This window comes from Streptomyces sp. NH27, from assembly GCF_056859195.1.
In genome coordinates this window covers 1-22,681 of record NZ_JACEGK010000016.1, presented here as the reverse complement: position 1 = coordinate 22,681, position 22,681 = coordinate 1, and the positions used below count along the sequence as shown (strand labels likewise).

General features: G+C 72.8%; 23 protein-coding genes and 2 pseudogenes. 9 read left to right on the top strand and 16 right to left on the bottom strand.

All coding sequences use genetic code 11. The features are described 5' to 3' along the window. Positions 1–150: 150 nt before the first annotated feature. Genes AC13HU_RS03055 through AC13HU_RS03045 form a run of 3 tightly spaced genes read right to left on the bottom strand, consistent with a single transcriptional unit; the run spans position 151 to position 3,316 of the window. Positions 151–1,041, bottom strand: a complete 891-nt coding sequence (locus AC13HU_RS03055; protein ID WP_483040145.1) for an ABC transporter permease — start codon at positions 1,039–1,041, stop codon at positions 151–153. A 50-nt stretch (positions 1,042–1,091) separates the two neighbouring features. Continuing rightward, entirely contained in the window at positions 1,092–2,114 is a 1,023-nt protein-coding gene (locus tag AC13HU_RS03050) for an NrtA/SsuA/CpmA family ABC transporter substrate-binding protein (RefSeq protein ID WP_483040135.1), read from the bottom strand. A gap of 41 nt (positions 2,115–2,155) precedes the next feature. Next, complete coding sequence (locus AC13HU_RS03045) at positions 2,156–3,316, bottom strand: ABC transporter substrate-binding protein (RefSeq protein ID WP_483040134.1); 1,161 nt, start codon at positions 3,314–3,316, stop codon at positions 2,156–2,158. A gap of 456 nt (positions 3,317–3,772) precedes the next feature. On the opposite strand from AC13HU_RS03045, the gene AC13HU_RS03040 reads away from it, so the two are divergent. After that, positions 3,773–4,573: an IclR family transcriptional regulator gene (locus AC13HU_RS03040; RefSeq protein ID WP_483040133.1), complete on the top strand. Its 801-nt coding sequence runs from the start codon at positions 3,773–3,775 to the stop codon at positions 4,571–4,573. A 155-nt stretch (positions 4,574–4,728) separates the two neighbouring features. Here AC13HU_RS03040 and AC13HU_RS03035 read toward each other — a convergent pair whose 3' ends face one another. From AC13HU_RS03035 to AC13HU_RS03020, 4 genes are all read right to left on the bottom strand, one after another. Continuing rightward, positions 4,729–4,980 (bottom strand): DUF6480 family protein, encoded by a 252-nt coding sequence (locus AC13HU_RS03035; protein WP_483040132.1) that lies wholly within the window; start codon positions 4,978–4,980, stop codon positions 4,729–4,731. Positions 4,981–5,305: 325 nt separating this feature from the next. Continuing rightward, positions 5,306–6,487: an SPFH domain-containing protein gene (locus AC13HU_RS03030; RefSeq protein ID WP_483040131.1), complete on the bottom strand. Its 1,182-nt coding sequence runs from the start codon at positions 6,485–6,487 to the stop codon at positions 5,306–5,308. A gap of 47 nt (positions 6,488–6,534) precedes the next feature. Then, positions 6,535–6,768, bottom strand: a complete 234-nt coding sequence (locus AC13HU_RS03025; RefSeq protein WP_483040130.1) for a hypothetical protein — start codon at positions 6,766–6,768, stop codon at positions 6,535–6,537. Positions 6,769–6,954: 186 nt separating this feature from the next. Continuing rightward, a complete protein-coding gene (locus AC13HU_RS03020; RefSeq protein WP_483040129.1) occupies positions 6,955–7,812 on the bottom strand; it encodes an alpha/beta fold hydrolase in 858 nt (285 codons plus the stop codon). Between the two features lie 301 nt (positions 7,813–8,113). Between AC13HU_RS03020 and nhaA the strand changes: the two genes are divergently transcribed. Further along, positions 8,114–10,033, top strand: a complete 1,920-nt coding sequence (gene nhaA / locus AC13HU_RS03015; protein ID WP_483040128.1) for a Na+/H+ antiporter NhaA — start codon at positions 8,114–8,116, stop codon at positions 10,031–10,033. Positions 10,034–10,091: 58 nt separating this feature from the next. Here nhaA and AC13HU_RS03010 read toward each other — a convergent pair whose 3' ends face one another. Further along, positions 10,092–10,319 carry a DUF6296 family protein gene (locus AC13HU_RS03010; RefSeq protein WP_483040127.1) on the bottom strand — a complete coding sequence of 76 codons (228 nt, stop codon included), beginning with the start codon at positions 10,317–10,319 and terminating at the stop codon, positions 10,092–10,094. 81 nt (positions 10,320–10,400) lie between these two features. On the opposite strand from AC13HU_RS03010, the gene AC13HU_RS03005 reads away from it, so the two are divergent. After that, positions 10,401–11,279, top strand: coding sequence for an NAD-dependent protein deacetylase (locus tag AC13HU_RS03005; RefSeq protein ID WP_483040126.1), 879 nt, complete (start codon positions 10,401–10,403; stop codon positions 11,277–11,279). 39 nt (positions 11,280–11,318) lie between these two features. Here AC13HU_RS03005 and AC13HU_RS03000 read toward each other — a convergent pair whose 3' ends face one another. The 7 genes and pseudogenes from AC13HU_RS03000 to AC13HU_RS02970 form a co-directional block, all read right to left on the bottom strand. Beyond that, positions 11,319–11,948: a response regulator gene (locus AC13HU_RS03000; RefSeq protein ID WP_483040125.1), complete on the bottom strand. Its 630-nt coding sequence runs from the start codon at positions 11,946–11,948 to the stop codon at positions 11,319–11,321. Beyond that, positions 11,945–13,375, bottom strand: a complete 1,431-nt coding sequence (locus tag AC13HU_RS02995) for a sensor histidine kinase (RefSeq protein ID WP_483040124.1) — start codon at positions 13,373–13,375, stop codon at positions 11,945–11,947. The genes AC13HU_RS03000 and AC13HU_RS02995 overlap by 4 nt, the downstream gene beginning before the upstream one ends. A gap of 7 nt (positions 13,376–13,382) precedes the next feature. After that, a complete protein-coding gene (locus tag AC13HU_RS02990; RefSeq protein WP_483040123.1) occupies positions 13,383–14,144 on the bottom strand; it encodes an ABC transporter permease in 762 nt (253 codons plus the stop codon). Between the two features lie 146 nt (positions 14,145–14,290). Beyond that, complete coding sequence (locus AC13HU_RS02985) at positions 14,291–15,199, bottom strand: ABC transporter ATP-binding protein (protein ID WP_483040122.1); 909 nt, start codon at positions 15,197–15,199, stop codon at positions 14,291–14,293. A 379-nt stretch (positions 15,200–15,578) separates the two neighbouring features. Next, positions 15,579–16,544: pseudogene (locus AC13HU_RS02980) on the bottom strand (GlxA family transcriptional regulator); the annotation flags it as partial. 134 nt (positions 16,545–16,678) lie between these two features. Then, positions 16,679–17,326: an HD domain-containing protein gene (locus tag AC13HU_RS02975; protein WP_483040121.1), complete on the bottom strand. Its 648-nt coding sequence runs from the start codon at positions 17,324–17,326 to the stop codon at positions 16,679–16,681. 5 nt (positions 17,327–17,331) lie between these two features. After that, the gene (locus tag AC13HU_RS02970) at positions 17,332–17,667 is read right to left on the bottom strand and encodes a hypothetical protein (RefSeq protein ID WP_483040120.1); all 336 of its coding nucleotides are present in this window, start codon (positions 17,665–17,667) and stop codon (positions 17,332–17,334) included. Between the two features lie 134 nt (positions 17,668–17,801). On the opposite strand from AC13HU_RS02970, the gene AC13HU_RS02965 reads away from it, so the two are divergent. From AC13HU_RS02965 to AC13HU_RS02940, 6 genes are all read left to right on the top strand, one after another. Next, positions 17,802–18,023, top strand: a complete 222-nt coding sequence (locus tag AC13HU_RS02965; RefSeq protein ID WP_483040119.1) for a hypothetical protein — start codon at positions 17,802–17,804, stop codon at positions 18,021–18,023. Between the two features lie 192 nt (positions 18,024–18,215). Next, positions 18,216–18,434 carry a CbtB domain-containing protein gene (locus tag AC13HU_RS02960; protein ID WP_483040118.1) on the top strand — a complete coding sequence of 73 codons (219 nt, stop codon included), beginning with the start codon at positions 18,216–18,218 and terminating at the stop codon, positions 18,432–18,434. A 29-nt stretch (positions 18,435–18,463) separates the two neighbouring features. Continuing rightward, positions 18,464–19,330 (top strand): CbtA family protein, encoded by an 867-nt coding sequence (locus tag AC13HU_RS02955; RefSeq protein WP_483040117.1) that lies wholly within the window; start codon positions 18,464–18,466, stop codon positions 19,328–19,330. A gap of 66 nt (positions 19,331–19,396) precedes the next feature. Next, complete coding sequence (locus tag AC13HU_RS02950) at positions 19,397–20,188, top strand: (2Fe-2S)-binding protein (protein WP_483040116.1); 792 nt, start codon at positions 19,397–19,399, stop codon at positions 20,186–20,188. 171 nt (positions 20,189–20,359) lie between these two features. Continuing rightward, positions 20,360–21,433, top strand: a complete 1,074-nt coding sequence (gene nicT, locus AC13HU_RS02945; protein WP_483040144.1) for a Nickel transporter NicT — start codon at positions 20,360–20,362, stop codon at positions 21,431–21,433. A gap of 234 nt (positions 21,434–21,667) precedes the next feature. Beyond that, positions 21,668–22,300: an NADPH-dependent F420 reductase gene (locus AC13HU_RS02940; RefSeq protein WP_483040115.1), complete on the top strand. Its 633-nt coding sequence runs from the start codon at positions 21,668–21,670 to the stop codon at positions 22,298–22,300. Between the two features lie 119 nt (positions 22,301–22,419). On the opposite strand, the pseudogene AC13HU_RS02935 reads toward AC13HU_RS02940, so the two are convergent. Next, a pseudogene (locus AC13HU_RS02935) lies at positions 22,420–22,681 on the bottom strand (putative protein N(5)-glutamine methyltransferase); the annotation flags it as partial.

Sequence of the window (22,681 nt, the reverse complement as noted above, 5' to 3'; positions counted from 1 at the left end):
CGCCGGTGCGGTGGTGGACATCGGCGCTGTCGAGGACGGTGGCGCCGTCGCGGGCATCGGCGCTGTCACGGACGCCGGTGCCGTCGGCCCCGTCCCGCCCGGCACCGTCCTGCGTCTGTCGTTTCCGGGCGCTGCCGGCGAGTGTCTCGCTCATCGTGCGGCCCCCTGGGTACGCCACGGCATGAGCAGCCGTTCCAGCAGTCGGGCGCTGCCGTCCGCGACCAGCCCGATCAGGGCGTAGATGAGGATGCAGACGGTGAGGATGTCGGTGCGGCTGTACTCCTGCGCCGTCGACATGAGGTAGCCGATACCGGCGGTGGAGTTGATCTCCTCGGCCGCGATCAGCGCGATCACGCTGAGGGTCATCGACAGCCGCAGCCCGGACAGCAGTGCGGGCAAGGCGCCGGGGAGCACCACCTCGCGGACCAGCGCCGGCCGGCCCATGCCGAAGCTGCGCATGGCCTCCACCAGCTTGCGGTCGGTGTTGCGCACCCCACCGGCGGCCGAGACGTACATCGGGAAGCTGGTCGCCACCGCGATCAGCACCACCCGGGCGGTCTCGCCGATGCCGAACCAGACCATGAACAGCGGGACCAGGGACAGGAAGGGGATGGTGCGCAGCAACTGCATCGAGGAGTCGAGCAGTTCCTCGCCGAGCCGGGAGAATCCGGTCAGCACGCCGAGCACCAGCCCGGCCGACGCGCCGATGAGCAGGCCGAATCCGGCCCGGGTCAGCGAGACGGACAGCGCGTCGCCGAGCTGGCCGCTGGTCCACAACTCCCTGAACGCGGAGAGCACTTGGCGCGGCGAGGCCAGCAGCGACGGGCTGAGCGTGCCCGAGGCGGACGCCCAGATCCAGACCAGCACCAGCGCCACCGGGCCGAGCAGCCGCAGCCCCAGGCTCAGCGCGCGCGGCCGCGGCCGCACCACTTTCGGACGCGGAACGACCAGCCCGGGCGCCGCCGGGTCCGTCGAGGTCCCGATCGAGGGGCTGCTCGATGGACCGCCCGAGGGGCTGCTCGATGGACCGCCCGATGTCATGCTCGACGTGCCGCCCGCGGCAGCCGCTGACGTGTCGACGGCCGCGCTGCTCACTTGACGCTCGCAGCGGTCGTGTCGATGTCGATCACATACGGCTTGACGTCGAAGACATCCTTGGTGATCTTCTGGTCGGCGAAGAACCGGGCGACGGTGGCGAAGTGCGCCAGCTGGGTCGCACCGATCGGCTGGGCGGTGCCGAGCGCCTTGTCGACGGGGAGTTCGACCGCCCGCTGGGCGGGGCTCACGGCCTCCGGACCGGAGTCGGTCTTGACGTTGAGATACGCCTCGGGGTTCTGCTGCTGCTTCAGCCCGGCGTCGTGCAGGTAGCTGTAGAGCGCCTTGACGACCTCCGGGTGCTGGGTGGCGAAGCCGTTGCGGACTGCCCAGACGGCGTAGTTGTCCGAACCGACCTGGCCGCCGGTGGTCAGGAAGCGCGCGCCGGAGTTGGCGATGGCCGGGATGGAGTACGTGGCCCAGGTCGACCAGGCGTCCACCTGGCCGGAGTTGAAGACCGGACCGATCTGGTTGGGCTGGAGGTAGACCCGCTTGACCTCGTCGGCCGGGATGTGCGCCTGCTGAAGGGCCTTGAGCAGCAGGTATTCGCTGGTGCCGCCGTGCCAGACGGCGACCTTCCTGCCGACCAGATCGCTGACGCTCTTGATGTCGGAGTTCTTCTTCACCAGGATGCCCTCGCCCAACTCGTCGGGGTCGACCGCGGAGAAGAGCTTGAAGCCGGGCGTCTGGGCCAGCGCGGCGATCGCGGAGGTGATGGAGCCCTCGGCGAAGTCCAGTGCGTTCGCGTCGAGTTCCTGTGCGGCGGGGGCGAACGCGCCGGCGGTGCCGGTCCAGGCCACCTTGGCGTGCACCTTGGCGAGTGCCTTGGCGAGCGAGCCGTCCTTACGTCCGAGGGCGAGCACTCCGGAGTTGCCGCCGTCGGGGATGCGGACGGTGACGGTCGCACCGCTGCCACCGGCGTCCGCGCGGGCCGAGCCCGTGGATGACGAGGAGCAGGCGGCCAGGGCCAGTGCGGCGAACAGGGAGGTGGTGGCGAGGGCTAGTTGACGGACGTGCACGGAAGGACTCCAGAAAGTGGCGGGCCGTGATCGGCGCGGGTTCAGGGTGTGGCGGAGGCGGAGGCGGTGCCGGCGGCCGGGGCGACGGCGCGGGTGCCGGCAGCCGGTCCCTCCGTGCCGGGCGCGTGCGGGGCGGCGGGCGCGTGCGAGCTGTCAGAAGCGTGCGAGGCGGTGGTCCGTGAGGGGGCGGCGACCGCGATGCCTGCGGTGCGGGCCGCGCGCAGTTCACGGGCCCGGCGCAACGGTTCGTGGTCCGCCCAGCCGGCGACGTCGACCGGCTCGGGCAGGAAGCCGTGCGCGTACAGGAACCTCTCCTGCTCGGCCAGCAGCGTCAGCCGCTCCTCGCTCAGGTCGAGTCCGAGGCTGCCCGCGGTGCCCGCGCGGTAGGCGCCGGCCACCCCGTCGGGGCCGGCTCCGGTCTCGGCGCCGAGGATGCGGGCCAGGTCGCCGGGGTGGGCCGCGGCCCATTCGGCGGCGTCGAGCAGCACGGCGAGGAAGCGCGTCACGAGGTCGGGCCGCTCGTCCAGCAGCCGCTGGTGGACGGTGATCGGCCGGGGCGTACCGTTGTTCACCCGGCTGCGGCGGTCGGGGGCGGCGTCCAGGTCGATCGCGATCTCGGCGCCGTAGCGGCGGGCGGTCTCGACGGCCACCGCGCCCTTGACGTAGACCGCGTCGACCAGGCCGTCTTGCAGCGCGGCCAACTCCCCTTCCCACTGGCCCTGTTGGACGCCGGACACCTCGACGAGCCGCGCGTCGTCCAACGTCAGGCCGGCCAGACCGAGGGCACCGGCGTGGCCGTGCAGCGCCATGGCCCGCCAGAAATCGATCGCGATGTCATGACGCGGGACGGCCAGCCGCCGGCCGCGCAACTGCTCGGGCGTGCGCAGGTCGCTGTCCGCGCGGACCAGGATGGACTGCCGCTCCTCGATCCAGGTCAGCGCGATCACCCTGGTCGCCTCGCCGCGTGAACGCGCCCACAGCGCAGGGACGTTGCCGCCCTCGCGGAACAGCGCGGCCAGTTCGTGGGTGAAGTGGCTGCGCGGCAGCCCGTCGCTGCGCTCGTCGGTGGAGGCGTCGCGCAGCGAGCGTACGGCGATGCCGTCGGGGGCGAACTCGGCCGCCAGGGTGCCGCGGTCGGCGGCGATGCCGGTGGCGGTGGGAACGGGGCAGCGGGTGAACCAGATCTCGTCCGGCTCGGACATGGGTGCTCCAGGCGGCAGTTGGGCGCGGGGATGCGGGATGCGGGATGCGGGCAAACGGACCGCGAGGCGGGATGGCAGAGCTGGCTGGGGTCGTGCGGCCTGCGGCCGGGCACGTGCGGGGACTCCGCAACGCCTTAAGTCGTACGGCGGTCGGCGGTGCGGCCGCGGTCAGCGACAGCTGGCGCCGCGGGACCGGCCGAGGTCCAGGTACAGCCGTGCGCACAGGGTCTGGCGGAAGGGGCTGAGCAGGCCGGACGTGGTTGTCACGGGTGGCTCCCTTCCGTTCCTGGTGCGTGGCGTGCGGTCTGCAACGGAGGCTGGCACACCCACTCGGCCGCGAGCAACACTTCCCATGATGTGGGATGCACTTGTGGGCGGGAGTTCACGGCCGGAGACGTGGCGCAATGTTCTGGCAACAGTTGCCGGATGGTGGCAGCCTCCGCATTCTTAAAGGCCTTGACGACGGATGCGCGCACGAAGTCTGCCGACGCGCCCCCGGGAGCGCAGGCGGTCACCCGCGCACTCCGGCTGCTGCACTGCTTCCGGGACAACGCGGGGGAACTCAGCGCCTCCCAACTCGCCCGCCGGATGGACCTGTCGGTGTCCACCGCCCACCGGCTGGCCCGTACGCTGGTCGCGGCCGGCTTCCTGGAGCAGGACGAACACAGCGCCCGCTACCGGCTCGGGCCCTCCGTGGCCGAGCTCGGCCAACTCTCCCTGCACCAGCGGGGGATGCACCGTGCGGTGCCCGAACTCGACGCGCCGGCCCGGGCCGCGGGCACCACCGCCGACCTGGCGATCCGCAGCGGCGACCACGCCGTGATCCTGGTCGGCGGCTCGGTCAACCCGGCGGCGGGCCTGGGCCTGCGCCGCCCGCTGCACTCCACCGCCCTCGGCAAGGCGCTGCTGGCGTGGGCGCGCCCCGGCGAGCGCGACCTGGCCGCGCTGCCCCCGCTGCGCGCACACACCGACCGGACCATCACCGACCTGCACGAACTGCGGGCCGAGTTGGAGCGGGCGTGGGCCGCGGGCTACGCGCTCAACGACGGCGAGTCGGCCTACGGGGTGCGCACCGCGGCCGTACCCGTTCTGGACTCGGACGGCCACGCGCAGGCCGCACTGGCGGTGCGCTCGACACCCGACGTGCTCACCGATGCGCGGCTGCCCTGGTTCGTCGCCCGCGCCCGGGCCTGTGCCGCGGCGCTCGAAGTGCTGCTGCTGCCACCGTCGCGGCGCCGGGCGCCTCTCCTCGACTGATCCGGCGGCGGACGGCGCGGCTCATCACGTGCGGATAGTGCGGCGGACCACGCGCAGGGCGACGCACCGGACGACGTGACGGGCGGCGACGTGACGACAGGGCCACCGGTCGGATCGTCAGCTCGACGTCGGCCGGAGAATCGGAAGATCGGTCGTCAGCTCGACGGCCAGAAGATCATCTGCACGGCCCAGCCGAGCAGGCCGGCGACGAAGAGAACCACCACCGCCATGATCACGCTGATCGGCAGGGCGCCCCAGCCGCGGCTGAGCGGCTCGCGCTCCGGTCCGTCCAGGCCCGAGACCCCGGACTCCGCCGGCGGTGTCTGACCGGGACGGGGCTGGGCGTCCCCGACGACGCTCAGCCCCTCGTCGGCCACGTGCGGGTTGGTGTGGGCAGCGGTCGCCATGGCGGCGCTCCATCCGATCGCGCGGTTCGCGGGAAGTTCCGTACGTCAGCCGCATACCCCGAGAAAACCGCGCAAACCTCCGAAAGCGCCCGCGCGACGGCTCCCGGACAGCGCAACGCCCGCCCGCCCCGTTGCAAGGGGACGGACGGGCACCGCCGAAACCACTGCCAAGAACCACGGCCGAAACCGCTTCCGGAAGCCCGGCCGGAGCCCCGGGAAGCCCCCGGGAACGGGAAGCCCCGGACGCCCGGAAAGCGCCGCCGCGTCTTCGCGCCGCCGCCGCATCCGCTCGGCGCCGCCAAGACGCGGTCAGTCCAAGACGCGGTCAGTCGATGTCGACCGGGCCGTCGGAGGAGCCGCCGCGCTTGTCCTTGCCGCCGACGTGCCCGCGCAGCGTCAGCCCGGTGCCGGGCGCCTCGCCGTTCTGCTCGCCGCCGAGGTTCTTGCGGACCGAGTCGAGGATGGTGAGGCCCTGGCTGACCAGGCCCGCCGCGATCTCGCTGAGGCCGTCCGCGCCGTTGAGCACGTTGACGTTGGCGCCGGACAGACCCGCCGACGCCTCCTTGACGATCTGCGGGAGCTGGTCGATGAGCATCCGGTCCAGCGCGACCCGGTCGTGCGACGCTGCGGCGGCGGCCTGAATCCGCATCCGCTCGGCTTCGGCGACCGCCAGCACCCTGATCCGCTCCGCCTCGGCCTCGGCCGGCTTGACGATCTCCGCGACCAGCTGCTGCTGGCGCAGTTCGGCCGCGCGCAGCGCCAGTTCGGTCTGCGCGGCGAGCACCTCCTGCTGGGCGTGCGCCTGGGCGAGCGGCCCCGCCTGAGCGGCCTGGGCCTGGGCCCGGTCCACCTCGGCGCTGTACTCGGCCTGCACGACCGCGGTCTGCCGGGCGTACTCCGCCTGGTTCCGAGCCGCGACCTGCTGCGCCTCGACGGACGCCTGGGTGGCCTGCGCCTGGGCGATCTGCGCCTGCCGCTGGATGGCGGCCTTGTGCGGCGCCGACATGGCGTCGATGTACCCGGTCGCGCCGTCGTCGATCGACTGGATCTGGAGCGAGTCGACGGTGAGGCCGATCTTGCCCATCTCCGACTTGGAGGTCTCCAGCACCTCCTTGGCGAGTTTCTGCCGCTCGGTGACGATCTCCTCGACCGTCATCGAGCCGATGATCGACCGCAGGTGGCCGGCGAAGATCCGCCCGGTGAGGACCGACATCTGGTCCTGGTCGGACAGGAAGCGCTGACCGGCGTTGACGATGCTCTCGTGGTCGTTGCCGACCTTGAACGCGATGACCGCCTTCACGGTCAGCGCGATGCCTTGCCGGGTCACGCAGGTCTCCGCGACCTCCGCCTCGCACAGCGCGAGGGTCAGGAAACGGGTCTTGCGGAAGACCGGCAACACGAACTTTCCATGCCCGGTCACGACACGGAAGGGCGCACCTCCCAGCCCTCGGCGACCACCCGAGATCAGCATCGCCTCATCTGGCGCGGGTACGCGGTATCCCAACATCCATAGTCTCCTTCGTGTGCTCGGGTCGATCGGTCCTTCGTGTACGGTCAGCCGGCCGGTGTGTCGAGTCCGTCGAGCCACTCGATGACATCGACCTGGCGGCTGCCGCGGGATTCCACCACCAGCACGGTCGCGCCCTTGGGCAATGGTTCGTCCGACCAGGCCAGAAAGGCTTCGGAGCCGCCTCTGACCCGCACCAGGACCTCGCCGGGACCGGCAGGTCCGCGGGTGCCGATCAGCAGTTCCCCCGTGCAGCCGATCACGGCATCGTCCGGTGCCATCTCCGGCCGCCCCCTTGTCGTCGTGGTTGTGCGAATTCCGACCGTGACCATCCTCCCACCTGGGGGCCTCAAGGGATCACCGGTGGTTGTTACGGAATACGCATGCCGTGCTTCCGCGGTTCCAGCCGGGGAGGGGCACTTTGACGCCCCGGTCCGCGGGCTCGTACGCCGTACGGCCGCCGCCGATCAGCCGGTCGTCGCCACGAACTCGCGCAGCGCGCCGGCGAGCAGGTCGGGCTGGTCCTCGGGGACCAGGGTGCGGGCGTCGGCGACCTCCAACAGGCGGCCCTGCGGCAGCAGTTCGGCCAGCCGGCGGCCGTGTGCGAGCGGCATCATCCGGTCCTCGGTCGCCCACACCACCAGTGCCGGGCGGTCGAAGCCGCGCAGCGCCTCGGCGGCCTCCACCATCTCGCCGCGGCGCGTCCCGAGCAGGTAGCGGCGCAGGTCGGCGCGGATGGCGCGGTCGGTCAGCAGCGGCCGCATCCAGTTGTCGATGACCTCGCCGGGTACCGGGTACTTGCTCAGCACGCCCAGGCCCGCGGTGGAGCGGCGCAGCCGCCGGGCCGCCATCATCCGCAGCGCCGGGTACAGGGCGCCGGGGATGTGCGCCGCAAGGGTGATCATCTTGCCGGGTAGGCCAGGCGGGTAGTTCTCGAACGCCTCGCAGGAGACCAGCGCCAGCCGGGCGATCCGGTCGCCGTGGAAGGCGGCGACCTGCTGGGCGCGGCCGGAGTCGACCTCGGCGAGCGTCACGTCGCGCAGGTCGAGCCGGTCCAGGAACTCCGCGGCGAGCGCGGCGACCGCCCGCGGCGACAGGTCGGCCTCCGGGCGCATCGGGGTGCGGTGGCTGCCCTCGGGCAGCGTCGGGGTCAGGCAGCGGTGGTCGGCACGCAGGTCGTCGACGACCTTCCGCCACACGCTGCCGTCCTGGGCGAGGCCGTGCAGCAGGACCAGCACCGACCCGTCACCGCCGGTGTCCCCGTAGGCGATGGTGCCCGCGCCGAGTTCGATCATGTGCTGCTCGTCCGCCGTGCCAGTCGTCATGACTGTCCACGTCCCCGTTTCCATCCGTTGTGTCCGCTTCCACCCGTCCGCGCGCCTGCCGAGCGCCGTCCGGAGGACAGACCAGATCCTCGGATGTGACAGTGGCAGGACGGGGTTGAGGTGTCCGCGCCGGGTGGGCGGCTGGAATGATCAACGCACCCTCCCGGTTCAGGAGGCTACGGCACCGCTCGGCGCCGCCGCAGTCAGGGTCGGCGGTTTCGGCGTGCCCGGCGGCACCGAGCCGTGCCAGGGTGAGGGCACGCAGGGTGCGGTCAACGCAGTTCACACGGTGGGAGGCTGGATGTTCCGGGGCTTCACGGCTCCCTTGTCGGACCGGGCCGAAGAGGACCGCAGCGAGCGGGACCGCGACAGCACGGCGTCGCCCTGGGCGTACATCCGCACCGAGACCGGCAGCGCCGCGGTGCTGCTGGCCGCGACGGTCGCGGCGCTGGTGTGGGCGAACGTGGCGCCGGGCGACTACGCGTCGACGTGGGCGACCCGGTTGTCGGTGCAGTGGGGCGGTCACGGCGTCGACCTGGACCTGCGCGAATGGGTCAACAGCGGCCTGATGACGTTGTTCTTCCTGGTGGTGGGGCTGGAGGCGCGGCGCGAGTTCGACATGGGCGAGCTGCGCGACCGGCGCCGGATCGCGCTGCCGCTGCTCGCCGGGATCAGCGGCATGATCGTGCCGGTGGCGATCTACCTCGCGGTGAACTCCGGCGGCCACGCCGGGCACGGCTGGGGCGCGGCGATGTCCACCGACACCGCGTTCGCGCTGGGCATGCTCGCCCTGCTCGGGTCGCGCTTCCCGCGCCGGCTGCACACCTTCATCCTGACCGTCGCCGTGGTCGACGACTTCGTGGCGCTGGCGGTGATCGCGGTCGCCTACAGCAAGCACATCTCGTGGACGCCGCTGGCGGTCGGCATCGGGTTCCTGCTGGTGACGGCGGCGATCCGGCGCGCCGGGGTCCGGCGCGGCGGGCCGTACGCGGTGCTCGGGATCGCGGCGTGGACGGCGTTCGTGCACTCCGGGGTGGACCCGGTGGTCGTCGGTCTGATCATCGGCCTGCTGGCGTTCGCGTACCCGGCGCCCCGCGACGCCCTGGAGCGGGCCAGCGGCCTGTTCCGGTCCTTCCGCGAGCAGCCCACGCCCGAACTGGAGCGGGAGGCGCGGCTGGGCCTGGCCTCCGCGCTGTCCCCCAACGACCGCCTGCAACGGCTGTGGCACCCCTGGTCCAGCTACGCGATCGTGCCGCTGTTCGCGCTCGCCAACGCCGGCATCGAGATCAACGGCTCCCTGCTGTCGCGGGCGTACACCTCCCCGATCACGCTGGGCATCCTGCTCGCCTACGGCTTCGGCAAGCCCATCGGCATCGTGGGGTCCACGGCGCTGGCCACCCGGTTCAGCCGCGGCCGGATGCGCCCGCCGGTCGGCTGGGCGGCGGTGACCGGCGGCGGCACCATCGCCGGGATCGGCTTCACCGTCTCCCTGCTGATCGCGACGCTGGCGTTCTCCGGGCGGCAACTGGACGAGGCGAAGATCGGCGTCCTGAGCGCCGTGGTCTTCGCGATGCTGAGCACCTCCACGGTCGCGCTGGTGACCTCCCGGCTGCCCGAGGCGCGGCGGGCCCGGGCGCTGCTGGGCACCGCGCAGTCCGTGGTCGACCTGGCCGAGCCGGTCGACCCCGACCACGACCACGTCCGCGGCCCGCTGAACTCCCCCGTGACCGTGGTGGAGTACGGCGACTTCGAGTGCCCCTACTGCGGGCAGGCCGAGAGCGTGGTGCGCGAACTGCTCGCCGACTTCGGCGACGTGCGCTACGTCTGGCGCCACCTGCCGCTGACCGACGTGCACCCGCACGCGCAACTCGCCGCGGAGGCGTCCGAAGCGGCCGCGCTGCAGGGCGGGTTCTGGCAGATGCGCGACCTGCTGTTCACCCGTCAGGAAGAGCTGGGCATCAAGGACCTGATCCGGCACGCCGACGACCTCGGCCTCGACCTGGACAAGTTCCGGCACGCGCTCAGGGCCCGCAAGGGCGCGGCGCGCGTCGCGCGGGACGTGGAGTCGGCCGACCTCAGCGGGGTCGCCGGCACCCCGACGTTCTTCATCAACGGCCGCCGGCACCACGGCGCCTACGACATCGCGAGCCTGTCCGCGGCCGTGGTGGCCGCGCGCGACCGCGCCGTCCTGGTGGACGGCGGCGGCCGCGGCGACGGTTGACGGCCGGGTGGGGGCGCGGCGGCGTCGCCGCGTCCCACCCGGCCGTGTCGGGGGCGGTTCAGGCCGCCCTGACCGCGAGCGGCGGCACCGGTTGCTGGTGGCCGCCACTGGCCATCATCCGGACCTCGCCCTCACCGCTGATCTCGGCACGCACGATGCCGGTGTCGTCCTCGTAGACGGGGTAGCCACCCGCGCCCGAGGCGTCGGTGCGGTGTACGACGACGACGTCGTCCTCGACGGCCGGGGCCTGGAAGACCAGTTCATAAACGGCGGGATACTCGTCCATGGGCACACACCTCCCCAGGGGCAGTACTCCATCATCTCGCGAATCGTCCGATTCCGCCTCTCGGGGACGTACGCTGCTGGCGTGGACATCGGCGCCGAACCCCTGGCACGGACCGCGGCAGCCGCGCCCGACCCCGCGGCGCTGCTGGGCGGGCTGCTCGCGCTGGCCGGGCGCGGCCGGGTCGTGGTGCTGAGCGGGGCGGGCCTGTCCACGGAGTCCGGCATCCCCGACTACCGGGGCGAGACCGGCCGGCGGCGGCGCGGCAACCCGATGACGTACCAGGAGTTCACCGGCAGCGCCGGGAACCGCCGCCGTTACTGGGCGCGCAGCCACCTCGGCTGGCCGTCGATCGCCGGTGCCCGGCCCAACGCGGGCCACCGGGCGGTGACCCGCCTGGTCGACGCCGGGCTGGTGTCGGGGGTGATCACGCAGAACATCGACGGGCTGCACGCCGCCGCGGGCACGCCCGACGCGGTGGAGCTGCACGGCAGTCTGCACGCGGTGGTCTGCCTGGACTGCGGCGCCCGCGGCTCGCGGGAGGACCTGGCGGAGCGGTTGGACGCGGCGAACCCCGGATTCCGGGCGGTGACCGCGCGGCTGATCGCCGACGGCGACGCCGACCTGCCCGCCGAGCAGGTCGCCGCGTTCCGCACGGTGGCCTGCACCGCGTGCGGCAGCGGCGTCCTCAAGCCCGACGTGGTGTTCTTCGGGGAGCAGGTGCCCCTCCCCCGCGTGGGCCGCAGCTACGGCCTGGTCGACGCCGCCTCGCTCCTGCTCGTCGTCGGTTCCTCGCTCACGGTGATGTCGGGCCTGCGGTTCGCGCGCCACGCGGCGAAGCACGGCACTGCGGTGGCCATCGTCAACCAGGGCCCCACCCGGGGCGACGACCTGGCCGCCCTGCGCCTCGACCTCCCGCTCGGGCCGGCCCTCACCGCCCTCGCCGACCGCCTCGGCGGGTGAGGCGGGCGATCGGCTGAGCGGTCCGCCCGGCGGCGGGCGTCAGGTGAGCAGACCGGTGCGGTAGGCGGCGGCGACCGCGGCGGCCCGGTCGCGTACGCCGAGCTTCGCGTAGATGTGCAGCAGGTGCGTCTTGACGGTGGCCTCGCTGATGAACAGCTTCCGGGCCGCCTCCCGGTTGGTCGTGCCCGCGGCGACCAGGCGCAGCACCTGCAGCTCTCGGTCGGTGACCGTCTCGGCGGGCACTGCCGGCTCGCGCACCCGGCCGATGAGCTTCTGCGCGACCGTGGGTGCGAGCACGGGCCGGCCCTGGTGGGCGGCGCGCACGGCACGGACGAGTTCGTCGCGCGGCGCGTCCTTCAGGAGGTAGCCGGTGGCGCCCGCCTCGATCGCGGGCAGCACGTCGGCGTCGCTGTCATACGTGGTGAGCACCAGCACATGGATGGCGGGGGCGCGCTCGCGCAGCAGGCCGATCGCCTCGACGCCGCCCATCCGCGGCATGCGCAGGTCCATCAGCACCACGTCCACGCCGAGCGCGAGCGCCCGGTCCACGGCCTCGGCCCCGTCGGCGGCCTCGCCCGCGACCTCGAAGTCCGGGTCGCCGTCGAAAACGCCGCGCAGGCCGTCACGTACGACGGGGTGGTCGTCGGCGACGAGCAGGCGAATGGTCACACGCCATTCTCCATGATCGGCGCCCGCCCGGTGCCGGCGCGTCCGCTGCCCGCGGGGCCGATCCGCTCGGCGGCCGCACCGCCTTCCGTCATCGCACGATCGGCGGGGCCGGGCAGCAGCGTCACCGCCGGCACGCCGGCGCTGAGCGCGGTCCCGTCGCCCGGCGCGCTCTCGATCGCCAGGAAGCCGCCGACCTGGCGCAGCCGCTGCCGCATCGCGGTGAGCCCGAAGCCGTGGCCGTCCGCGCGCTGCTCGGCGCGCTCGCATGCGGTGGCGTCGAAGCCCGCGCCGTCGTCGAGGACGTCGAGGACGACGACCTCGTGGGTGTAGGAGAGGGTCAGTCCGGCCCGTTGCGCGCCGGCGTGCTTGGCGATGTTGGCCAGGCCCTCCTGGGCGGTACGGAACAGGACGACCTCCAGCGCGGGCGGCAGCGGTACGGCGTCGCCGGTGACCTCGACGCGGACCGCGATCCCGGAGGTCTGGGTCCACTGTTCGGCGAGGTCGCCGATGGCGCCGGGCAGGTGGGCGGCGGTGTCCAGCAGGCCGGGCCGCAGCGCCTGGACCGAGCGGCGGGCCTCGGCCAGCGACTCCCGGGCGAGCCGCCGGGCCAGTTCCAGGTGCCGGGTACGGCGCTTCGGGTCGCCGTCGAACCGGTCGGCGGCCTCCAGTTGGGTGACGATGCCGGTCAGGCCCTGCGCGATGGTGTCGTGGATCTCGCCGGCCATCCGCTGCCGCTCGTCTTGGATGCCGGCTTCCCGCGCCTGGGTGACCAGTTGGGTGTGCAGGCCGGCGTTCTCCTCCATCGTCTCGTGCAACCGCCGGTTGGCCTCGGCGAGTTCGTCGATCATCCTGGCCCGCCGCCGGCTGCGCTGGTCCTCCTCGATGCCCTGGTAGGTGATCGCACCGGCGACGAGCATGTTGACGAGCACCAGCCCGACGTACACGGCGGTGCCCCCACCGTGCAGGTTGCGGACGCCGCCGATCTGGCTGAGGGCCATCGCCGCCGCGTTGAGCGCGATGGCCGGTGGCCGCAACCTCCTTGGCAGCAGCGCCACTTGGAGATAGCCGGTGAAGCCGAAGAAGCCGAAGAACGGGTTGAGCAGGACCAGGCTCACGATGAAGGCCATCAGCCCGACGTAGAAGACGATCGCCCTGCCCTGGCGCCCGGCGGGTGTCGGGTACGGCACGTCCATGAACCACAGCCACAGCGCGGCGGCCGCCGACCAGCCCACCACGACGCCGATGTACAGCGCGCGGTACGGCCCCAGGCCGACCGCCAGCACCAGCGAGACCGCCAACCCGCCGTAGGGCAGGTGGTGTTGGAGCTGCTGGAAGCGCTCGTCCTTCGCCTGCTCGCTGCCGGGTGGCTGCCCCGGGTCCGGGACCGGCCCCGAGCCGGTGCCGCGCGCAGTCCGCTCCGCGTTCACCCGCCCATCATTCCCAACGGAAGGCGCGTACCGCCAGCACGCTGCCGACCACGGTGTACCCGGCCAGCACCAGCAGGTGCTGCCACAGGGCTCCCTCGCCGGACCACGCGGCCATCACCGCGCCGAACGGGACGCACTCGCCGATCTCCCGCAGGGAGTGCGGCATCTCCGCGACCGGGAAGTACAGGCCGCTGAAGAAGAAGTTCAGCACCATGACGGGCACGCCGAAGCCGGTGGCCGCGCCGGTGGTGGGCACCAACGCGGCGACCACCAGGCCGAGCGCGAGGACCGCGCTGCTGCCGAGCACGAACGACGAGATCACGGCGCCCTGATCGGACGGCGCCGTGACATGGAAGGCGAGCCGGCCGACGGCGATGATCAGGCCGACACCGACCACGATCAGCCCCGCCACGATGGTGAGCAGCGCGGCGAGCATCCCGGCGACCGGCACCGGACTCACCGACATCCGCCGCAGGACGCCCTTCTCGCGGAGGGCGGCCATGTTCATCGGCAGCATGACGCAGCCGAGGAAGAGCGGCACCATCGCGGCGATGGTCGGCACGTACACGTCGATGACGCTCCGGCCGCCCAGGGCGTCGGAGGCGGTCCTGAAGGCGGGGATGTTGCCGAAGAGGATCACCATGCCCAGCGGGAAGAGCAGCCAGAACACGGCGGCCGGTTCGCGGAACAGCAACCTCCCCTGGGTGACGGTCAGCGCGCGGAAGCCCTGTCGGGTCATCCGCGGGACGGCGGGTGCGGTGGCGCTCATCGGGATGTCCTTGTCTGTACGGGGTCGATGCGGGACCGGCGCGGGGTCGATGCAGGGCAATCCCGGACCGGCGCGAGGTCCATGCGGGGCAATCCCGGACCGGCCGATTGCACGGGAGGCGCGGCTCGGTGCGGTGCCGGTCGGGGCTACGACCCGCCGTCGTCGCCGGTGAGCACGATGAACGCGTCGTCGAGGGTCGCCTGCTCCACCCGCAGGTCCGCGGCGACGATGCGCCGCCGGGCGAGCAGCGAGGTGACGGCGAGCACGAGGTTGCCGTCACCGGTGATCTCGACCTGCGAGCCGCGCCAGGTCAGGGTGCTCACCTCGGGCAGTTCGCGCAGCAGCGCGTCGTCGAAGGCCACCGAGGGCCGGAAGCGCATCCGCTGGGGCCGGTCGCCGCGTGCCGCCAGGCCCGCCGGGGTGTCGACGGCCACCACCCGGCCGGAGTCGATCAGCGCGACCCGGTCGCACAGCCGCTCGGCCTCCTCCATGAAGTGGGTGACCAGGACGACGGTGACACCGGACGCGCGGACCTGCTCGACCAGTTCCCAGGTGGTGCGCCGGGCGTGCGGGTCCAGTCCGGTGGTCAGCTCGTCGAGGACGACCGCCCGGGGGCTACCGACCATCGCCAGCGCGATCGCAAGGCGCTGCTTCTGGCCGCCGGAGAGCTTCTTGTAGCGGGCGGCCGCCTTGTCGCGCAGGCCGAGCAGATCCAGCAGTTCGCCCGTGTCGGCCGGCCGCCGGTAGAACGACGCGAACAGGTCGAGGATCTCGCGGACGGTGAGCCTCTCCGGCAGCCCGCTCTCCTGGAGTTGGACGCCGAGCACCTGGCGGAGCGCGTCGCGCTCACGGGCCGGGTCGTGGCCGAGCACGGACACGGTGCCGCCGTCCGGGACGCGCAGGCCGGACAAGCACTCGACGGTGGTGGTCTTCCCGGCGCCGTTCGGGCCGAGGATTCCGAAGATCTCGCCCTCGTCGACCGTGAACGACACGTCGTGCACGGCGATGACGTCGCCGTAGCGCTTGTGGAGGCCGTCGACCTCGATGACCGTCATGCCGCGCTCCTCTTCCCGTCGGGTTCTTCCCTTGCGTACGGCGGGTGTTCGCCGTCATCGAGAAGGCTCCCGCCGGGGCGCGGGCGGGCGGATCGACCGCCGGGGCGGGACGCGGCCGCGATAGGTGGACGCGGTCATCCACCGATCGGTTGATGCTCCGGGCGGGCAACCGGTCGCGGCGCGGTTCGGCACGGGTCAGGCGGTACGAGCCAGGGCCGACGGGCCCTGGAACGCGCCGACGGCCACCGCGGCACGGCGCCCCGAACGCGGCCTGACCCACCGCCGTATCCGTATCCGCGGCCGTATCCGTATCCGCGGCCGTATCCGTGGCCGTGCCGCCGTCGCCCGTAGACCGTCGGCCCCGGTCGGTCGGCCCCGGTCAGGGCGCCACGTCGAGGACGCGCGCGGTGCTGCGGAAGCGCGCCCGATACGTCGTCGGAGCCACCCCCAGGGACTGCTGGAACGCGCGCCGCATGGACTCGGCCGAGCCGAACCCGGCCTGCTCGGCCACGGTGTCGACGGCGTCGTTGCCCGCCTCCAGCAGGGCCTGAGCGGCTTCCAGGCGGACGGACTCCGCGTACTGGCCGGGAGTCAGCCCGGTGTCGGCGCGGAAGAGCCGGCCGAGGTGGCGGGGGCTGACCCCGGCGGCGCGGGCCAGGTCGTCCATGCGGTGGGCCGCGGCCGGGTCGGCGCCCACCGCGTCCATGACCTGGCGCAGCGCCGGGTGCCGGGCCTCGCGTGGCGCCAGCCGGGCGCTGAACTGGGACTGCCCGGCCGGCCTGGCCATGAACACCACGAGTTGCCGGGCGACCGCCCTGGCCAGGTCGGCACCGTGGTCCTCCTCGACCAGCGCGAGCGCGAGGTCGATGCCCGCGGTGACGCCCGCCGACGTGGTCACCCGGCCGTCGCGCACGAACAGCGGGTCGGGCTCGACGGCCACCCGCGGGTAGGCGGCGGCCAGTTCGGCCGCGTGCTGCCAGTGCGTCGCCGCGCGGCGGCCGTGGAGCAGGCCCGCCTCGGCGAGCAGGAACGCGCCCGCGCAGACCGACGCGACCCGGCCGGAGCGGGCGGCGAGCGCCTCGACGATGCCGGTCAGCGCGCGATCGCCGACCGCGTGCCGCCAGTCGGCGCGGCCGGGCACGACCAGCGTGCCGAGCCGGCCGCTGAGCGCGTCGGCCGCGGTGTCGGCGCCGATCCGCACCCCCGCGGAGGTGCGTACGTCGGCGCCCGCGGCGCTGACGATCCGTACGTCGTACCGGGCGCCGTAAGCGTTGGCGGTGGTGAAGACCTCGACCGGGCCGGTGACGTCGAGGAGTTGCACCTGGTCGAAGGCGAGGACGGCGACGGCGTGGCGGGGGTGCGCGGCGGCCCGACCGGCAGCCGGACCCGCCGTTCCCGCCGTTCCCGGGGTTCCCGGGGTTCCCGGGGCTCCCGGGGCTCCCGGGGCTCCCGGGGCTCCCGGAGTTCGCGCCGCCGGCCTCACTCCGGCCACGGGGAGTCGAGGATCGTGGTGACGAAGTCGCCGCGCTCGAAGCCGGGGACGTACGCGGCCAGTACGTCGGCCTTGACGTTGCCGAAGGTGGTCTCCGGCTTGGTGCGGATGCCGTCGGTGAAGGCGGCGAGGATGCGGCGCTTGAAGTCGGGGCGGGGGTGCAGTGCGACGATCGCGGCCCGGTCGGCATCGCTGATGTCGCCGTAGCCGATGCCGAGCACGTCGTACTCCACGCCCGCGGTGGTCAGCGCGACTTCGGGCTCCATGTACTGCGGGACGCCGGGCGTGGTGTGCAGGGCGATCGCGGTCCACACCCGGCGGACGCTGTCCTCGGGGACACCGTGGGCGTGCAGGAACCTGCGGGCCTCGTCTGCGCTGTCGACCTCGAAGCGCCGGCCGCTGCCACGGAAGCGCTCACCGAGGCCGAGGTCGTGGAACATCGCGGCGACGTAGAGCAGTTCGGGGTCGAAGCTCAGGTCGCGACGGCGGCCCTGGAGGCTGCCGAAGCAGTAGACCCGCCGGGAGTGGTGGTAGATCAGCTCGGTCGCGGTGTCGCGGACCAGTTCGGTGGCCTCGCGGGCCAGGGCGGTGTCGGGGAAGCGCACGCCTGTCTGCTCGACGGTCTCGACGGTCATCGGTGTCACCTGCGCAATTCTTCGATCGGCCGGTCCTCCGGGTGCGGCCGGGCCTCGGCCGCCACTCCTCCAGCATCGGCCCGAACGCGTCCGCCCGCCATGGCCGTGGCGACGGGCTCCCCACAGATACGGACATCGGGCCGGGGCGGCGCGGCGGCGACCACCACGATGCCGGTCACGGCGGCGGCCCGCACGCCGGCCTCGGGCAGGCCCGGCGGCCGGCGGATCCGGCCTACCGCAGCGAGCCCGAGCCGCGGGAGCGGTTCGGCCACGCCGCGCAGGGCGGTGAACGCCGCTGGCACGGCGGACGGTACGCGGTCGAGTCGTATCTCGACCACCACGCGGACAAGCCGGTCCGCAGGTTCGACGCGGGCGGCTACGTGATACTGACCGAGGTGATGAACGCGCACGACGTCGGGCGGGGGCGGGGCGGCGGCGCTGCGCCGCGTGACGGCGCCGACGCTGGACGTCCGGGGTGGACTCCGACCGGCTCCATCCGCCCGCCCAGCAGGAGGAGTTGGCCGCGGGCATCGCGTGCGCGGACCGGATGCGGACGGCCCGGTCGCCGTACGGTCACGACGGCTTCCTGATCGAGGTGGATCAAGTGGCGGAGCTGGTCAGCGAGTTGACGGCGGGTCTTGGGCGTCCGTATCCGCATGGCGATCGGCCGGCACGCGGTGTGGCGAAGCGCACGTGACATGCGTTGACGTGCACGTTCGCACGCCCGTACGCTGGCAGTTCGTGAGGGCGTGAGGAAGCCGGTGGGATTCCGGCACGGTCGCGCCACTGTGTACCCGGCCGCCTCCAGGGGCGTTCGGAAGTCAGACACTTCGCCGTCACGCCGCTCCATTCGACCGAGGGACGCAGCATCCCCGAAGGAGGCCCCACCGTGAGTTCCGTGTCCACCCCCACGTCTTCCGACGCCACGCCGGTCGTACTGCCCGTTTCCAAGGCCGTGCTGTGGCTGGCCGGCACCTCGATCCTCGCGCTCGCCCTGTACTACTTCATCGGCGTCGACCAGGGCGCGGTCTCGGTGTTCGGCAGGGACATGCACATCCACGAGTTCGTGCACGACGCCCGGCACTTCCTCGGTTTCCCCTGCCACTGACGGCTCTCACGGCAGGCGGACAACTCGACATGGAAAAGCGACTCATACTGCGCGGCGTGCTCGCCGGCGCGATCGCGGGCCTGCTCGCGTTCGTCTTCGCCCGGATCTTCGCCGAACCGCAGATCAGCAAGGCGATCGACTACGAAAGCGGGCGGGACGCCGCACAGAACGCCCTCGACAAGGCCGCGGGCCTGCCGGTCTCACCGGCCGGACCCGACCTGTTCAGCCGTACGGTGCAGGCCGACGTCGGCATCGGCGTGGGGCTGATCCTGTTCGGCGCCGCGATGGGCGCCATCTTCGCGGTGGTGTACACGGTGTGCCTGGGCCGGGTCGGCAACGTCCGGCCGCGCACGCTGGCGCTGCTGGTGGCCGGCGGCGGCTTCCTCGGCTTCTACCTGGTGCCGTTCCTGAAGTACCCGGCCAACCCGCCGGCGATCGGGCACGAGGACACCATCAAAGCGCGCACCGGGCTCTACCTGATCATGGTGGTCTGCTCGATCACGCTGCTGGCGCTCGCGGTGTGGCTCGGGCGGCGCCTCCAGGACCGGTTCGGCACGTGGAACGCCACGCTGCTCGCCGGCGCGGCCTTCGTGGTCGTGATCGGCGTGGTGATCGGCCTGCTGCCCTCGCTGGGCCATCTCGCCACCAACCGCGAGCAGTACGGCAACCACGCCACGGAGACACCACTGCCGCTCACCGACCCGCACGGCCGGATCGTCTACCCGGGCTTCCCGGCGGACGTGCTGTTCATGTTCCGGTTCTACTCGGTGGCCGCGCAGTTGCTGCTGTGGTCGGCGATCGGGCTGGTCTTCGCACCGCTGGCGGAACGGGTGCTGAGCCCGGCGCCGGCGGGCCGGAAGGTCCCGGTGCCCCGGGCCGACCCGGTGCAGGCGTGAGGGCGCGCGCCGCGCTCGGCCACCCGGTTCCCCCGGTCACCCGCCCCTCGGTGACATGGTGGTGTGGTGGACGACGATGACGTGAGAACGGCCCTGGCGGAGCTGGGGCCGTTCTTCGCGGTCGAGACGTCCGAGGCTGCCGAGGATGCCGAGACGGCCGAGACCGCGGCCGGCGAGGGCTCCGGCGGGTGGCGGTCGATGGCCGAACTGGCCGACGGCAGCGGCGTGCTGGCCGCCCGGGTGGCCGCCGTACGGCAGGTGCTGGCCGCGGGTGGTGGGCAGCCGATGGCGGCGGTGGAGGAACGGGTGGCCGCGTCGGTGGTCCATCTCGGCCTGGTGGCGCGGCTGCTGTCCCCCTACCTGGCGCTGGCGGTGCTGCACGGGCGGGTGCCCGATCAGGTGCGGCTGGCCGATCTGCGCTGGCAGCCCGCGCTCGGCGGACCGTATCCGCTGGCGCTGCCGCCGGCCGGGTCAGGCGCGGATCTCGGGGCAGGCGCGGACCTGGGGGCGGTCGCCGACAGGTTCGCGGCCGCGGTGTGCGCGGGCGCGGCAGGCGAGATCGATTCGGCGTGCGCGGAGTTCCGCGTGTCGCCGCACGTCCTACGGGGCAATGCCGCGTCCGCGGTGAACGGCGCGGCGCGGATGATCGGCCTTGCCCGCCCGGAGGCGGCCGCGCGGGCCCAGGCGCTGACCGGGCTGCTGCTGGAGCGCGGACCGTTGCGCGGAAGCGGATGGCGTACTTCCGGTGGGGAGTTCAGGCGGCACAGTTGCTGCCTGATCTACCGGGCCGCTCCCGGGCGCTCGGGCGCAGTGTGCGGGGACTGTGCGCTCTCGCATGTCCCCGTGCGCCCGGAATGAGGCAGGTCGTAGCGGTGGGGGCGTGACGACGCCCGCTTGTTGCGATTAACTTGCAACAAGTAATGTGTCGCACTGAGCTGTCCCGCCCCCATCGCAAAGGACGCAACGTTGACCTCCACCACCGAGGCCCCCTCCGCTCCGGGGTCCCGTCTGCACCGGATATCCGCGTCGATGTCGCGAGCCGAGTGGACCCGGCTGGGCGGCATGGCCGCGTTCATCGTGGCGCTCCACGTCATCGGCTGGTTCACGCTCGCGGTGATCGTCGCGCCGCACCACTACAAGACCGGTACCGGCGTGTTCGGGGTCGGCATCGGCGTGACCGCCTACACGCTCGGAATGCGGCACGCCTTCGACGCCGACCACATCGCCGCGATCGACAACACCACCCGCAAGCTGATGGGCGAGGGCAAGCGGCCGCTGTCGGTGGGCTTCTGGTTCTCCCTCGGCCACTCCTCGATCGTCTTCACGCTGGCCTTCCTGCTCTCCATCGGGATCAAGTCGCTCGCCAACCCGGTCGAGCAGGACAACTCCGGGCTGCACAACGTCACCGGCTGGATCGGCACCACCGTCTCGGGCACGTTCCTGTACGCCATCGCCCTGGTCAACCTGCTGATCCTCGCCGGGATCTGGAAGGTCTTCCGGCGCATGCGGCACGGCGAGTTCGACGAGGCCGCGCTGGAGGAGCAGCTCAACAACCGCGGCTTCATGAACCGTCTGCTCGGTCGCCTGATGAAGTCCGTCACCAAGCCCTGGCAGATGTACCCGATCGGCCTGCTCTTCGGGCTCGGCTTCGACACCGCCACCGAGATCGCGCTGCTCGTCCTGGCCGGCACCGGCGCCGCCTCCGGGCTGCCCTGGTACGCGATCCTCTGCCTGCCCGTCCTCTTCGCCGCCGGGATGTGCCTGCTCGACACCATCGACGGTTCCTTCATGAACTTCGCCTACGAGTGGGCGTTCTCCAAGCCGGTCCGCAAGGTCTACTACAACCTCACCATCACCGGCCTGTCCGTCGCCGTCGCCCTCATCATCGGCACCGTCGAACTCCTCGGCCTCGTCGCCGACAAGGCCGGCCTCCACGGCGCCTTCTGGGACTGGATCGGCGGGCTCGACCTCAACATCGTCGGCTACGTCATCGTCGGGCTCTTCTTCCTCACCTGGGCCGCCGCCCTCGCCATCTGGAAGTTCGGCAACATCGAGGAGAAGTGGTCCACCGGATTGCGCCCCGCGGACACCCCGACGGAATAGGGCGCGGGCCCGGGGCGGCAGGTCGGTCACCGTCTGCTCCCGGCCGTGACGTGCTGGGGCCCACCGATCGCCGCGCCGCCGCTCCGGATGCGGACATCCGCAGCCTCCCGGAGGATGGCAGGGGCGCTGACGTCCTCGCCGACATGCCCTGACCTCGGCCTTCTGGAGGACGACGCACCCTGGCGGAGCTGGACCTGTCGCGGCCCGTCGCCCTTCGCGCAGAAAGAGGCACCCATGGACATCACGATCGTCGGCGCGGGCAAGATGGCCCGCGGCATCGGCACTCGCGCCCTCGCGGGCGGTCATCGGGTCCGTCTCGTGGACAGCACCCGGACCAAGGCGGACGCCCTTGCCGCCGACCTCGGCGAGGGTGCGAGCGGCGCTGGCCTCGACGCGCTGGACGGCGCCGACATCGTCGTGCTCGCCGTGCCGTTCGAGGCGGCGAAGACCGTGGCCCGCGAGCACGCGCAGGCGCTCGCGGGCAAGGTCGTCGTGGACATCTGCAACCCCGTCGACTTCTCCACCTTCGACTCGCTCGTCACACCGCCCGGCGTGGCCGCCGTGTCGCTGATCGCGGCCGAGGCGCCGCAGGCCCGCTTCGTCAAGGCGTTCAACACGACCTTCGCGACCACGCTGGTGGCGGGCGAGGTGGGCGGGCTGCCCCTGGACGTGTTCGTCGCGACGGACGACGACGCGGCGCGGTCGACCGTCACCGAACTCGTCAGCAGCGGCGGGCTGCGCCCCATCGATGCCGGACCGCTGCGCCGGGCCCTGGAGCTGGAGGCATTCCAGTTCCTGCACATGACGCTGCAGGACCGGCTCGGCCTGAACTGGTCCAGCGCGATCAAGATCCTGCCGCAGCCCTGAGCCGTCCGGGTCCCTCAGCCCGCCTCTGCCGCGCCGGAGCGAGGAGACCTGCGGGACGTGGGTTCCTGTGGGAAGGGCTCTCCCGGGGACGCACAGCGCAAAGACCACGCCCCGCAGGGCTACTCCCGGGTGGCGATCAGGACCGTGGCGTTCAGGTCGGCCTCGTGGGCCGTGGTCGCGGTGAAGCCGCAGGCGCGCAGGGCCCGCAGGGCGGGGGGAACTTGTGCCTCGCTGGTCTCGGAGAGCAGCGTGCCGCCGGGCGCGAGCCATGGGCCGGCGGCGCGGGCCACACGGCGCAGGAGGTCGAGCCCGTCGGCGCCGCCGTCGAGCGCGAGCGGCGCCTCGTGGTCGCGTGCCTCGGACGGGAGGAGGGGGATGTCG